Origin of the sequence: Streptomyces vinaceus (assembly GCF_008704935.1) — a bacterium.
Lineage (GTDB): Bacteria > Actinomycetota > Actinomycetes > Streptomycetales > Streptomycetaceae > Streptomyces > Streptomyces vinaceus.
In genome coordinates this window covers 173,666-187,468 of record NZ_CP023692.1, presented here as the reverse complement: position 1 = coordinate 187,468, position 13,803 = coordinate 173,666, and the positions used below count along the sequence as shown (strand labels likewise).

The 13,803-nt window shown below is 70.4% G+C and carries 10 protein-coding genes; 9 read left to right on the top strand and 1 reads right to left on the bottom strand.

Going from position 1 to position 13,803, the window contains the following annotated elements; all coding sequences use genetic code 11:
- Positions 1-141: 141 nt before the first annotated feature.
- The 9 genes from CP980_RS00865 to CP980_RS00825 all read left to right on the top strand — a co-directional run bounded on the left by CP980_RS00865 (position 142) and on the right by CP980_RS00825 (position 11,856).
- Positions 142-1,194, top strand: a complete 1,053-nt coding sequence (locus CP980_RS00865) for a substrate-binding domain-containing protein (RefSeq protein WP_229907274.1) — start codon at positions 142-144, stop codon at positions 1,192-1,194.
- A 132-nt stretch (positions 1,195-1,326) separates the two neighbouring features.
- On the top strand, positions 1,327-2,916 hold the full coding sequence (locus CP980_RS00860) for a sugar ABC transporter ATP-binding protein (RefSeq protein WP_132753049.1): 1,590 nt from the start codon (positions 1,327-1,329) through the stop codon (positions 2,914-2,916).
- Complete coding sequence (locus tag CP980_RS00855; protein WP_167535766.1) at positions 2,913-3,944, top strand: ABC transporter permease; 1,032 nt, start codon at positions 2,913-2,915, stop codon at positions 3,942-3,944. Before CP980_RS00860 ends, CP980_RS00855 begins: the two co-directional genes overlap by 4 nt.
- Positions 3,945-4,296: 352 nt before the next feature.
- On the top strand, positions 4,297-5,106 hold the full coding sequence (locus tag CP980_RS00850) for a DeoR/GlpR family DNA-binding transcription regulator (RefSeq protein ID WP_132753046.1): 810 nt from the start codon (positions 4,297-4,299) through the stop codon (positions 5,104-5,106).
- Between the two features lie 473 nt (positions 5,107-5,579).
- The gene (locus CP980_RS00845; protein WP_167535765.1) at positions 5,580-6,689 is read left to right on the top strand and encodes a heparin lyase I family protein; all 1,110 of its coding nucleotides are present in this window, start codon (positions 5,580-5,582) and stop codon (positions 6,687-6,689) included.
- 98 nt (positions 6,690-6,787) lie between these two features.
- Positions 6,788-7,837, top strand: a complete 1,050-nt coding sequence (gene galT / locus CP980_RS00840; protein ID WP_132753042.1) for a galactose-1-phosphate uridylyltransferase — start codon at positions 6,788-6,790, stop codon at positions 7,835-7,837.
- A 79-nt stretch (positions 7,838-7,916) separates the two neighbouring features.
- Complete coding sequence (gene galK, locus CP980_RS00835; RefSeq protein ID WP_150530064.1) at positions 7,917-9,050, top strand: galactokinase; 1,134 nt, start codon at positions 7,917-7,919, stop codon at positions 9,048-9,050.
- A gap of 105 nt (positions 9,051-9,155) precedes the next feature.
- Complete coding sequence (locus CP980_RS00830; RefSeq protein WP_165937222.1) at positions 9,156-9,965, top strand: DeoR/GlpR family DNA-binding transcription regulator; 810 nt, start codon at positions 9,156-9,158, stop codon at positions 9,963-9,965.
- 139 nt (positions 9,966-10,104) lie between these two features.
- A complete protein-coding gene (locus tag CP980_RS00825; protein ID WP_150492282.1) occupies positions 10,105-11,856 on the top strand; it encodes a glycoside hydrolase family 35 protein in 1,752 nt (583 codons plus the stop codon).
- Between the two features lie 106 nt (positions 11,857-11,962).
- Here CP980_RS00825 and CP980_RS00820 read toward each other — a convergent pair whose 3' ends face one another.
- Positions 11,963-13,417 carry an RICIN domain-containing protein gene (locus CP980_RS00820; protein WP_150492281.1) on the bottom strand — a complete coding sequence of 485 codons (1,455 nt, stop codon included), beginning with the start codon at positions 13,415-13,417 and terminating at the stop codon, positions 11,963-11,965.
- Positions 13,418-13,803: the final 386 nt, after the last annotated feature.

Genomic DNA, 13,803 nt, shown 5'->3' with positions numbered 1-13,803 from the left:
TCCCTCCTCCAGAGTCTCCAGGCACCTCCAGCCCCCGGGCCGCGCTCACCACGGCCGCCGGACCGAACCCCACCCCATCCCACCCCATCGCACCTGCCCTACTGGTCGCCCGGTGCGACCCGTTCAAGCAAAGGGATCGACATGCTCACTCACCCCCACCACCACCGCCCGGTAGCGGCCGCGGTCCTGGGCCTGGCCACGATGCTCGTCCTCACCGCGTGTTCCAGTGGCCAGGAGACGACGGGCGCCGCCGCGGACATCGGGAAGGTCGGCGGGAAGATCTCCCTGACCTATCTGCAGAAGCAGGGCGACCAGGAGTACTTCATCGGCGAGGCCGCCGGCGCGAAGGCGAAGGCGAGTGAGCTCGGGATCGACCTGAAGGTGGTGAACCTGGGCAACGACGCGAACAAGACGGTGAGCGAGGCCCAGGCCGCCATCTCGCAGAAGAGCAACGGGCTGATCCTGGTCGTTCCCGACCCGGCCGTGGGACCGCAGGTCGTACAGCTGGCGAAAACCGGCAAGGTGGCCCTCCTGACGTCGGACGACCAGATCTGCAGCACCGGTCCGGACCCCTCCGCCTGCGGCGCCGACGCCCTGGTGCCCCGCATCGGGTTCAGCGGCGAGCAGATGGGCGGCGAGGTCGGCAAGCGGGCCGCCGAGGAATTCAAGAAGACCGGCTGGAACCCGGCGGAGACGCGGACGATATCGGCCTGGAAGCAGGACGTCACCGTGTGCACCGACCGTGTGAACGCCTCCAAGAAGGCGTTCGCGGAGGCGGCGGGGGCACCGGTGCAGAACATCGACGTGCCGACGGACAACTCCCCGACGGGCGCGCAGGACAAGATCGCCGCGACGATCACCGCCAACGCCGCCGTGAAGCACTGGGTGGTCTGGGGCTGCAACGACGAGAACGTCCAGGGCGGGGTCACCGCTCTGGAGAACGCCGGCTTCAAGGCCGACGACGTGATCGGCGTCGGTCTCGGTGCCTACCTCGCCTGCAAGAACTGGAGCTCCGGCAAGCCGTCCGGGATGAAGGCCGCGCTCTTCATCAACGGCAGGGACGTCGGCGCCCTGGCGGTGCAGACGATGTACGACAAGCTCAAGAACGGCAAGGACTTCCCCAAGGAAGCCTTCGCCCCGACCAAGATGGTCGACGCCTCCAGCTGGAAGGACGCGGGCGTCACCTGCAGCTGAGCCCGCGCCGGCGGCCAGGACGGGTACGGCCCGCCGCAGTGGCGGCCGTACCCGCCCCGCCCAGACCACCATCGCCGACCAGCAGCGTCGCTGGAACGCACGCCCCACGTAACCCCAGCTTGCGAGGCCCCCATGACCACAGCCGGTACAGAGCCACCTGCCCCCGCCCAGGATCCCGGCGAAGAGATCTCCGTCGAGAACATCACCAAACGGTTCGGTGCGGTACAGGCGCTCAGCGGCGTCACGCTCACCTTCCCCCGGGGCCGGGTGACCGCCCTCATGGGGGAGAACGGGGCGGGCAAGTCGACCCTGCTGAAGATCCTCACCGGCGACCACCAGCCCACGGAGGGGAGCATCCTCTGGAACGGGCGCCCGAGGAGCCTGTCGTCGCCGCACGACGCCCACAAGGCCGGGATCCGCATCATCCCGCAGGAGCCCGAGATCATCCCACACGTGTCGGTCGCCGAGAACGTGTACGCGGGAGCCCTGCCGCGCACCGCCCTGCGCCGCCTCGACCGGGCGGAGCTGCGCCGCCGCATCACCGCGGACCTGGCCCGGCTCGGATTCGAAAAGGTCATCCACCCCGATCAGCTCGGATCCGAACTCACTCCCGCACAGCGCCAGTTGGTGGAAATCCTGCGGGCGCTGACCGGCGAGGCCAAGGTCATCGCCTTCGACGAGCCCACTTCCTCCCTTTCCGAGAACGAGGTCGAAGCGCTCTTCGGCCTGATCGACCGGCTCCGGGACCAGGGCATCGCCGTCATCTACGTCTCCCACCGCATGAAGGAGATCTTTCGCCTCGCCGACCGCATCGCCGTCCTGCGCGACGGAACGGTCGCAGGCGTGCTGGAAGCCCGTGAAACCGACGAGGGGGAGGTCGTACGCCTCATGGTGGGCCGCGACCTGTCCTCCCTGTTCGTACGACAGGACGTCGCCCGCGACGAGGTGGTCCTGCAACTGGAGGGCGTGACCACGGACGACGTCAGCGGCATCGACCTCCATGTCCGTGCCGGAGAGGTGGTCGCCCTGGCCGGGCTCATGGGGGCCGGACGGTCCGAGCTGGCCCTCGCCCTCGCGGGCGACCGGCCCATCCGATCGGGCCGCGTCCGCGTGAACGGCACCCCCCTGCGTCTGCGCAGCCCCAGGGACGCGATCCGCGCGAGCATCGGCCTCGCCCCCGAGGAGCGCAAGGCCCAGGCGCTGTTCCTCCACCGCTCGATCCGGGACAACACCTCCCTGGTGAGCCTGGACCGGCTGCGCCGCTGGCGCTTCGTCCGCAGCCGCCAGGAGAAGGCGGTGGCCCAGGACTTCTCCGACAGGCTCCGGGTCCGCACCCCCTCGATCGAGCACGAGGTGCGCAAACTGTCGGGCGGCAACCAGCAGAAGGTCGTGCTCGCCCGCTGGCTGCTGCGCAAGCCCAAGGTCCTGATCCTGGACGAGCCGACCCGCGGGATCGACATCGGTGCCAAGGCCGAGATCTACCGGATCATCGCCGACCTGGCCCGGGAGGGGGTCGCCCTGCTGGTGATCTCCTCCGAACTCCCCGAGGTACTGGGCCTCGCCGACCGGATCGTCGTGATGCAGAACGGTCGCATCACCGGCGAGCTGAACCGTGCGGAAGCCACCGAGGAAGCCGTCCTCAACCTCGCCATGGCGGACGACCTCGCCCCCGTCACGGCCGACCGACCGCTCACCGACTCCGCCGATGGAGACGCTCGATGACCACCACCCAGACGCCGGCCACCACCGAGAACCTCCCCGCTCCGGCGCGGAAGACCGCAGGGGGCCTGCTCACCTCGCTCGGCGGGCAGAACCTCAGCCTGATCGGCGCCCTCGTCCTCGTCCTGGCCCTGTTCGGGTTCCTCAACGACAACTACCTCAGCCTCGCCAACATCCAGGTCATCGGTGAGGCGGTGACCATCACGGGGCTGCTCGCCATCGTCCAGACGGTCGTGATCATCTGCGGCGGCCTCGACATATCCGTCGGCTCCCAGGCCGGCCTGGCCTCCGTCGTCAGCGCCATGGTCTTCACGTCCGGCGGATCCAACCCCTACCTCGGGATGGCCGCCGCGATCGGCATCGGCGTCCTCGTCGGTGTGGTCAACGGCGTCGCCATCGTCTACGGCCGGGTCAACCCCACCATCGCGACGCTCGCCGGCCTCGCCGCCTACAAGGGCGTGGCCCAGCTCGTCTCCGACGGCCGCGCGCAGGGCTACGTACTGAACGACGCCCTCTTCGTCTTCCTCGGCCGGGGCAAGATCGCCGGAGTGCCGGTGATGATCTGGATCCTGGTGGTCGTGGCGCTGGCCGTGCACGTCATGCTGAAGTACACGGACATCGGCCGGAACGTCTACGCGATCGGCGGCAACGACACCGCGGCGCGCCTGGCGGGCATCAACATCAACAAGTACCTGGTGGCCGTCTACGCGCTCATCGGCGTGGTCGCGGCGGTGGCGGGCATCCTGCTGACCGCGCGGACCGGCTCGGGGCAGCCCGTCTCGGGCAGCGAGGGCCTCGAACTCAAGGCCATCACGGCGGCGGCGCTGGGCGGCTGCGCGCTCAAGGGCGGCAAGGGCGGTATCGGCGGCACGCTCCTGGCCGTGGCGCTGCTCGGCGCGCTGGAGAACGGCCTGACCGTCGAGGGCATCAACACCTTCTGGCAGAACGTCGCCCAGGGCGCCCTCCTCGTCGCGGCCGTCGTCATCCAGCAGCGCCGCAGCGGCGAACGGGCCGTCGGCCTGCCCCACTGACGCGGGCGCGCACGACAGCGGTACGGCGGTCGGCGTGGTGAGGGCCGCCCCCGAGGAGGGGCGGGCCTCACCGACGAGAATCCTCCGGTCCGAAACACGGTCAATCACCCGGAGAGCCAGGGGGATCGGGACCGCCTTTCGGTACGCACCGCCGCTATTCGGCGTAAGTGTTCGTGCGGACAAAAGAGCGGTGACGGTGACCGGCGCTGGTCGATCCGATACGCAACCCGGCAAATCCGCCCCTCGGTAAGCAGGTTCGCAGAAGGTCCCGTGAACCACTTGCCCGCCCTTATTGGATGCCGTGTACAATTGATCTCTGTCTGGAATGTGCTAGAGATAACTGGGTGGGACTGTGACGGAGTCGGCACCGCTGGCGGCCCAGCGGCGAGAAGTCATCCTCGACACCGTGCGCCGCAAGGGGGCGGTGCGCGTCGCCGCGCTCGTGGAGCAGCTCGGGGTGTCCGACATGACCATCCGTCGAGACCTGGACGTGCTCGCGAGGGCCGGATCGGTCGAGAAGGTGCACGGCGGGGCCGTGAGTACGTCGGGCACCACCTGCGACGAGCCCGGTTTCGAGACCAAGTCCACCCTCAAGTCGGCGGCCAAGGCCGCGGTCGCCGAAGCGGCCGCCCAGTTGGTCCAGCCCGGAAGTGTCGTGGCGATCTCGGGTGGGACGACGACGTTCGCCGTCGCCCACCGGCTGCGCGACATCGCGAACCTGACCGTGGTGACCAATTCCCTGCCCGTCGCGGAGCTGCTGAGGTCGTTCGGGGCGGAGGACGGCTCCTCGGCCCCGACCCTGCTGGTCACGGGCGGAGCCCCTACCAAGTCCGCCTCCTTGGTCGGGCCGTTGGCGGACCAGGCCATCCGCTCGCTGCAGGTCGACCTCGTCATCGTCGGCGCCCACGGCGTTTCCGAGCGGGCCGGGGTGACCACCCCGAACCTCGCGGAGGCGGAGACCAACCGCACACTGATCTCCGCCGCGACCCGGCTGGCCGTCGTGGCCGACCACAGCAAATGGGGCGTCGTCGGACTGAGCCGGTTCGCCGACCTGTCCGATATCGACTACTTCGTGTCCGACGACGGACTCGCCGAGCAGGCGCGCACCGTCCTCGGCGACCAGGTGGGCCGGCTGATCCTGGCGGAGACGCAGGGGACGTGAAGGACGAGCGGCACACCCACGCGTGCTGAAACCGGTCGGGGCACGCGCTGCAGCATGCCGCCGCCTCAAAATCGTTCCGAGCAAAGTGGCATTTCTGCACTCATGTGATGGGGTGTCGTGAATTCGGCCACGCATCATCGGGTGTCACGTCATTGCGGCGGGTAAGAAAACACCCTTAATGCATTGCGCTCCACGCCGCTTGGGGCGGCGGGCGCCGGTGCAATGGATTCTCCGACACCTCCTCGCCGAATATCCCACGGGGCGTCATGGTCCGCCGTCCGGTCGAACCGCAGGAAAGCGGCGAACGGCGACGGTACGGGAAACCAGGACGGCTCGTGGCCGGTCTCCGCCGCCCGTTCTCGCCACGACCCGGCGGTCTCTGCCGAAGGCCTCGTCGGCTTCGTCGTACCTTCCCGCCCGCCGCCGACCGTCGGCCGCAATCTTCGTCACCTCTCGCGCAAGGACACACGCCCATGCCCCTCGCCGTACCACCGTCGTCCACCGGCCGGCCGGCCCGCCTCATCACCGTCTGCACCACCGCCCTGCTGGTCGCGGGCCTGGGTGCCGCCACCCCGGCAGCGGCCGCCGATTCCGTGTCGTACGACTTCGAGTCGCCCTCCCAGAAGCTGCCGTTCACGGCGATCAACGGCTTCGGTCGTGTCCTCGTCGGACCCGCGCCGGGCGGGAAGTCCGGGCAGGCCGTGCGCGTGAACATTCCCAACGACGGGCGTTCGTTCAAGTCCGAGTTGGTCATCAAGGGCCTTGACGCGGGCAGTCATCGCTTCAGCTTCGCCAACTACCTGCCCGGCGACTGGCAGGAGCGGGACCTCGACACCATCGTCGCCCAGTGGTTCAGCACGCAGGATGACGGCGAGGGCATCAAGCCCGTCGTCGCACTCTCGATCCACGGCGCCGACTGGCAAGTGAAGGTCCACTGGATGACCGAGGGTGAGATACAGGAGGCCGTCATCCCGCTCGGTGCTGCGCGTCCGGGCCATTGGAACCGGTGGGCCTTCGACATCACGTGGTCCTCGGCGGGCAGGCCCGGCTCGATCGCCGTCACGCGGGACGGCGTCACCGTCGGCTCGCACCAGGGTGCCAACAACTACCACCGCGGCGAACCGCCACACTTCAGGATCGGCGCCTATCGCCCCAACTGGCGCCCCGAGAAGGGGCCGTCGAAGCGGATCGGGGCATCCGAAGCGGTCCTCTTCTTCGATGACATCGCCATCACCGGCACGACCGCCGGCTCCCGACCCGACGCCGGCGCGACCGCACCCGGTGGTGCCGCCTCACCTTCGCAGTCCCCGGCACTGTCGCCCAGCCCGGTCCCCACCGGCTCGCCCTCTACCTCACCGTCCGCCCGGGCCGGCGAGGCGACGGCGGGCGGTGACACCGCTCCCGGTGGGACGGCACAGGAGGCGCGGCCCGGCGCAACCGCGCCCGGGAGCGCCGCCCGGATCGGCGTGGTCTGGGGCGTCGTGGGCGGCGCCGCGGCGCTGGCGGGTGGGGCTTTCGTCCTGCTGCGGCGGCGCCACGCGAAGGGCTCGTACGGCAGCGCACATCGCCGGGCACGGGCCTGACACGTTCACGCGTTGACTTTAGTTGTTTTCTGTTTACTGTTGTCGATGTATGGCTCGCGACAGCGCCGTACCGTACTCCGAGAGACGGGCACGTTTCCGTGAAGAGAACCTCGACGAAGCTCGCTGACGGCCGCGAGCTGATCTATTTCGACCTCGACGAGAGCGCCGAGCGCGACACGGTCGACCGGCGTGCGCTGGAGTCCGTCGACAGCCACCCGGAGCTGCGCCTGGATCTGGCGACGGGGGACTGGGTCACGATCGCCTCGCACCGCCAGGGACGCGTCCACCATCCGCCGACCGACGCGTGTCCCCTGTGCCCCTCACGGAACGGTCGACACAGCGAAATACCGGCGGCGGACTACGAGGTGGCCGTGTTCGAGAACCGTTTCCCCTCGCTGGCGGGGCGCTTCGGGCGCTGCGAAGTCGTGTGCTTCACGCCGGAGCACGGCGCGAGCTTCGCCGATCTGAGCGAGGACCGGGCCCGGCTCGTACTCGACGCCTGGACGGACCGCACCGAGCGGCTGTCGTCCTTCGCCGGGATCGAGCAGGTGTACTGCTTCGAGAACCGCGGCGCGGAGATCGGCGTCACCCTCGCGCATCCGCACGGGCAGGTCTATGCCTTTCCCTTCGTTCCGCCGCGGACCGCCAAGATGATCGCCGTCGCCGGTACGCACCGGGCCGTCACCGGGGCGAACCTCTTCGAAGACCTGCTCGCCGAAGCGCGGGCCGCCACCTCGCGCGTGGTCCTGGCGGGGGAGTACTGGACGGCGTTCGTCCCCTACGCCGCCCGCTGGCCGTACGAGGTGCACCTCTACCCGCATCGCCGCGTCCCCGACCTCACCCGCCTCACGGAGGCCGAACGCGCCGAATTCCCCGGGATGTACCTGGAGCTGCTGCGCAGGTTCGACCGCCTGTTCCGTCAAGAAGGGGAGCCCGCGCAGCCGGCCCCCACCCCCTACATCTCCGCCTGGCACCAGGCACCGAAGACCGGCGGCCAGGAACTGGCGCTGCACCTGGAGCTGTTCACCGTGCGCAGGTCGGCGGGCAAGCTCAAATTCCTCGCCGGAGTCGAATCCGGAATGGACTCCTTCGTCAACGACGTGGCCCCGGAGGCCGCCGCCGCACGGCTGCGCGAGGTCGCGTCATGAGCCGGTACTCCGTGACCGGGAGAGCCGGCACCCCGCGCGCGACGGCACCTGCGGACGGCGTGGTGACGCGGTGAACCACATGACGGAGGCCTTCCTGCGCATCTTCGGCGCTGGCCCGGAGGGGGTCTGGGCAGCGCCCGGCCGGGTCAACCTGATCGGTGAGCACACCGACTACAACGACGGCTTCGCCCTGCCCATCGCCATCCCGCAGCACACCCTGGTGGCGGCGCGCAGGCGCCAGGACGGCCGACTGCGGCTGCACAGCGCCCAGGGGGACGGGCCGGTCATCGACCTCCGCGTCGACCGACTCACCGCCGGCGCCGTCACCACTTGGGGCGCCTACCCGGCGGGGGTCGTCTGGGCGCTGCGCGAAGCCGGACACCCGGTCGGGGGCGCCGACCTCCACGTCGACAGCACGGTGCCCGCCGGCGCCGGCCTATCGTCGTCCGCCGCGCTCGAATGCGCGGTCGCCTTCGCCTACAACGACCTCTACGGGCTGGACCTGAGCGCGTCCGCCCTCGCGCTGATCGGCCAGCGCGCGGAGAACGGCTTCGCCGGCGTGCCGTGCGGAGCCATGGACCAGCTGGCCTCCGCCTGTTGCACCGCCGGGGCCGCCCTCCACCTGGACATCCGAGCCGGCGCCCACCAGCAGATCCCCTTCGCCCCGCAGGCCCAGGGGATGAGCCTGCTGGTCGTCGACACCCGGGTGAAGCACGACCTCGGCGACGGGGCGTACGCGGCCCTGCGCGCCGGGTGCGAGCAGGCCGCCCGGCTGCTCGGGCTGGCGGCACTGCGCGACCTCACCCCCGCGGACCTGTCCCGGGCGGGCACGGCGCTCCCCGCCCACCTGGTGCCCCTGGTCCGGCACGTGGTGACGGAGAACGCACGGGTCACCGACGCCGTCTCACACCTTCGGGCAGGGCACCTGGCGGCGTTGGGGCCGATCCTCACCGACGGCCACGCGTCGCTGCGCGACGACTTCCGGATCTCCTGCACGGAGAGCGACCTCGCGGTGGACACGGCCCTGGCGCACGGAGCCCTCGGGGCGCGCATGACCGGCGGCGGTTTCGGGGGATCCGTCATCGTGCTGGCGCAGGAGGGCCGGGTGGAGGCCATCGGAGCCGCCGTCACCGCCGCGTTCCGTGCGGCGGGATACCAGGCTCCGCACCTGTTCCCGGTCTCCCCGGCCGCGGGTGCCCGGCGCATCGCATGAGAAGCAGGTGATCGCCGGGCCCCGCGACGTAGACTGTTGGTTTATGAGGGATGCCGTGTGCTTCGGCGGCCGGCACGGACGGCGGGCAGAGGAACGGGGGACGAGATCGTGACCGAGTCAGCGCGCCTCGCACCGCAGCGAAGGGCGGTCATCCTCGACATCGTGCGCCGCGACGGTGCCGTACGGGTGGCCGATCTCGTGGAACAGCTGGGCGTCTCGGACATGACCATTCGTCGCGACCTCGACGTGCTCGCCCGCGCCGGTTCCCTCTCGAAGGTGCACGGGGGCGCCATCAGCGCCTCCGTGACCACGGGGGACGAGCCGCCGTTCGAGACGAAAGCCGCTCTGGAGTCGCGGGCGAAGTCGGCGGTGGCCGAGGCGGCCTCCGCCCTCGTGAAACCGGGCAGCGTCGTGGCCATCTCCGGCGGGACGACCTCCTACGCCGTGGCGGCCCGGCTCCGGGACGTCGCGGGTCTGACGGTGGTGACCAACTCCCTGCCGGTCGCCCAACTGCTGCGGCCCACCGGGGCCGAGCCCGGACCCGAGGGCCCCACGCTGCTCCTGACCGGCGGTACCCCCACCAAGTCGGCCTCGCTCGTCGGACCCCTCGCCGACCAGGCGATCCGCTCCCTCCAGGTGGACCTGCTCATCATCGGCGCCCACGGAGTGTCCGAACGCGCCGGCGCGACGACTCCGAACCTCGCGGAAGCCCAGACCAACCGCGCGCTCATCGACTGCGCCACTCAGGTGGCCGTGGTCGCGGACCACACCAAATGGGGCGTCGTCGGCCTCAGCCGGTTCATCGCGCTCTCGGAGATCGACTACTTCGTCTCCGACGACGGCCTCGACCCCGAAGCCTGCGCCGTCCTGAGGGATTCGGTGGGACAGCTGCTCCTGGGCACCACCCACCCCTGAACACCACCCCCGGCAGGACCGACGGGCCGCACACGACCGCGGCGCCGGACTTGCCATGGCCGCGATGTTTACGCAAACATTCAGACGACGAGAGTCCGCGCGCCATCCGCGCATCCCTGCTCAGTTGAGGAGCACGCCCATGCCCCTTCTCCAGATCGAAGACGACGGATTCCGGCTCGACGGCGTTCCCTTCCGCATCCTCTCGGGCGGACTGCACTATTTCCGGGTCCACCCCGACCTGTGGGCCGACCGGCTGCACAAGGCCCGCCTCATGGGGCTCAACACGGTGGAGACGTACGTACCGTGGAACCTCCACCAGCCGCGGCCCGACGAGTTCCGTACGGACGACGGCCTCGACCTGGGCCGGTTCCTCGACCTCGCCGCCGCCGAGGGACTGCACGTACTCCTGCGGCCCGGCCCCTACATCTGCGCCGAATGGGAGGGGGGTGGCCTGCCCTCGTGGCTCCTGGCCGACCCGTCCATGCGGCTGCGCAGCCGCCACCCGCGGTTCCTCGCCGCGGTCGACGACTACTTCAGCCGGCTCCTGCCCCCGCTGCACGACCGGCTCGCCACCCGGGGCGGGCCGGTACTGGCCGTACAGGTGGAGAACGAATACGGCGCGTACGGAGACGACACCGCCTACCTGGAACACCTCGCCGACTCCCTCCGCCGTCACGGCGTCGACGTGCCGCTCTTCACCTGCGACCAGCCGGCCGACCTGGAACGAGGGGCGCTGCCGGGAGTGCTCACCACCGCCAACTTCGGCAGCCGCTCGGCCGCGCACCTCGCCACCCTGCGCACGGCCCGGCCCGCCGGACCGCTGCTCTGCACGGAGTTCTGGATCGGCTGGTTCGACCGGTGGGGCGGGAACCACGTCGTGCGCGGTGCGGAGCAGGCGTCCCAGGAGCTCGACGAGCTGCTCGCGACAGGGGCCTCCGTGAACTTCTACATGTTCCACGGCGGCACCAACTTCGGCTTCATGAACGGTGCCAACGACAAGCACACCTACCGGCCGACCGTCACCTCCTACGACTACGACGCCCCCCTCGACGAGGCCGGGGACCCGACGGAGAAGTTCGCCGCCTTCCGCGAGGTCATCGCCAAGTACGCCCCGGTCCCCGAGGAGTTGCCGCCCGCCCGTGCCCCGAAGTTCAGCCTGGAGGCGGTGCGGCTGACCGAGAGCATCGGTCTGCTGGACGCCGCGCCGGTCCTCGGGGACGCCGTCGCCGCGCGCCGCCCGCTGACCATGGAGGAACTGGGACAGGACTACGGCTTCGTGCTGTACGAGACGGAGCTGCCGGACGCCGGGCCCGCCCTGCTCGAACCGGAACAGGTGCGCGACCGCGCCCAGGTCTTCCTCGACGGCCAGCCCGTAGGGGTGCTGGAGCGGGAGGGCCACGAGCACGCCCTCACTTTCGCCGTCCCGAGGCCGGGCGCCGTCCTGACCGTTCTCGTCGAGAACCAGGGGCGGGTGAACTACGGCGAGGCCATCCACGACCGCAAGGGATTGCCGGGCCGCGTTCTGTTCAACGGCTCCCCGCTCGAAGGCTGGACCAGCCGTCCGCTGCCGCTCACGGCGCTGGAGGACCTGGCGTTCGGCACCGGGGCGGCGACGCCGACCGGGCCGGCCTTCCACCGGGGCACCTTCGACGCGGACCGGCCGGCCGACACCTTTCTCCACCTCGACGGCTGGAGGAAGGGCAGTGTCTGGGTCAACGGCTTCGCCCTCGGCCGCTACTGGTCCCGGGGCCCCCAGCGCTCGCTGTACGTCCCCGGCCCGGTGCTGCGCAGGGGGGCCAACGAAATCGTCGTACTCGAACTCCACGCACCCGGCCGTGAACGCGAGGTGGCCTTCCGGGCCGTGCCCGACCTCGGCCCCGTCGAGGACTGAGGGCTCCGGCGGCCGTGTGGGGCCGTGTGCACCCAGGCCGTGTCCCACGCCGTGGTGCACACGGCGTGGGACACGACCCCACCGGTGCCGTCGTGGAGGGGCGGGGTCAGAGCGCCGAGCGCCGCCACTTCTGGTTGTCGCCGCCGTTGCACGTCCACTGGATGAGCCGCGCGCCGTCGGACCAGGAGCGGTCGGCGACGTCGAGGCACTTGCCGCTGTGCTGGGCGACGAGCCGCATGCCGGTCGGGCCTGCCTGGGCCGACTTCCATGTCTGTCCGGGCGCGTCGCCGCAGGTGGTCTGGACGACGGCGGCGCCGTCATCGGGGGACGCGTCCTGGACCGCGAGGCACTTGCCGCTGTGGCGGAGCATGATCCGCACCGTGCCGTCTCCGACGCCCTGGAACCACAGCTGCTGGTTGACGCTGCCCGCCGCGCAGGTCCACTGGATCAGCGGCGCGCCTTCGGCCACCGACCAGTCGGCGGCGTCGGCGCACTTGCCGCTGTGCGCGGCCGTCAGGGTGTTCCAGTCCCCGATGCCCCGCACGGTCCCGTTCTCCGTGGAGATGATGATCTGCGGGTAGTAGTCCATGGACAGGGTGGTCCTGGTCGGGAACTTCAACGGGAGCCAGATGTACTGCGAGTCGTTGACCGTGCCGCCCATCGAATTGCCCCACCGGTCGCCCATGTACAGGTGGGTGGTGACACCGGAGGTCCCCTCGACGGGCAGCACGAAGGCCGTCTGGGAACCGTAGGTCCTCCCGTCGCCCAGGTCGCGCAGGGGGCTCCAGGTGCCGGTGATGCTGTCCGCCGTGCCGTACTTCTGCTGGTTCGGGGACCAGCCGGTGGCGCCGGACGTCACGAGGAAGTAGACCCCGTCGCGCTTGAACAGGGCCGGAGCCTCGCGCGACTGGCCGGCCCACAGTTTCTGCACCCTGGCCTCGATGCCGGTGTAGTCCGCGGTGAGCCGGTAGACGTGCAGGTCCGCGTTCTCGTTGGCGGCGGAGACCATGTAGCCGGTGCCGTCGGTGTCCACGAAGGTGGTGATGTCCCGGGACATGTGCCCCAGCGGCCGGAAGCTCCCGCGCCAGGAATAGTCGCCGTCGACCGTGGAGGAGACGGCCACCGCGGCCCGGGCCTCGCCGTAGTCGGTGGCGCTGCCCTCCTTGTGCATCCACATGACGAACTGTCCGGTGGCGCGGTTGTACATCACCTTGGGGCGCTCGATGTTGGCGGTGGCCAGCTCGGGGTCGGTGGCCTGGGACAGGACGTGACCGCGGAACTCCCACGTCCTGAGGTCGGCGGAGCGGTAGGCGGAGACGTACCGGAAGCTGTTGTCGGGGTTCCGGTCCTCACCGAACCAGTAGTAGTACTCGTCCACCTTGATGACCCCTCCGCCATGGGCGTGGACGGGCAGGCCGGCGGGATCGGTGAACTGCGTCGCGTTGACGACGGTGACGGGGGAGGGGGAGGCCTCGGCGGGGCCGAGACCGCCGAGGAGGCTCGCGAAGAGGGTGGCCAGGACGGCGAACAGGGCTGCCGGACAAGGGGGGTGACGTCGCATGAGTACCTCGCGATGGCTGGCGGGCAGGGAGGCGTCATGGGGCGGATGCGCCCATGGCTCCGGACCCGGCGGTGAAGCCGGCCCCGGTGAAATCGGTGTCCCACCTCCGTAATGTTTACGTAAACAATCAGCGGTTGGCTGCGAGTTTGGGAGCCGCGTCGGGGCCTGTCAAGGAGCCGGACGGGAATCATCGCAACCGGCCCGGGCGTCGTCCCGTCCACCAACTTCCGCTCAGAAACGAGGGGTTGGTCAGAACGTCTGCGGCCGTAGGTGCGTGAAGGGGCGCCATGGCGGGCGGGCGTCGCCGCTCGGCGGCTCGTTTTTCGGCCAGCGGGTGCAAGACGCTTGACGCTCCCCACCGGGAGTGCCACGATCGCCGGAGCCGA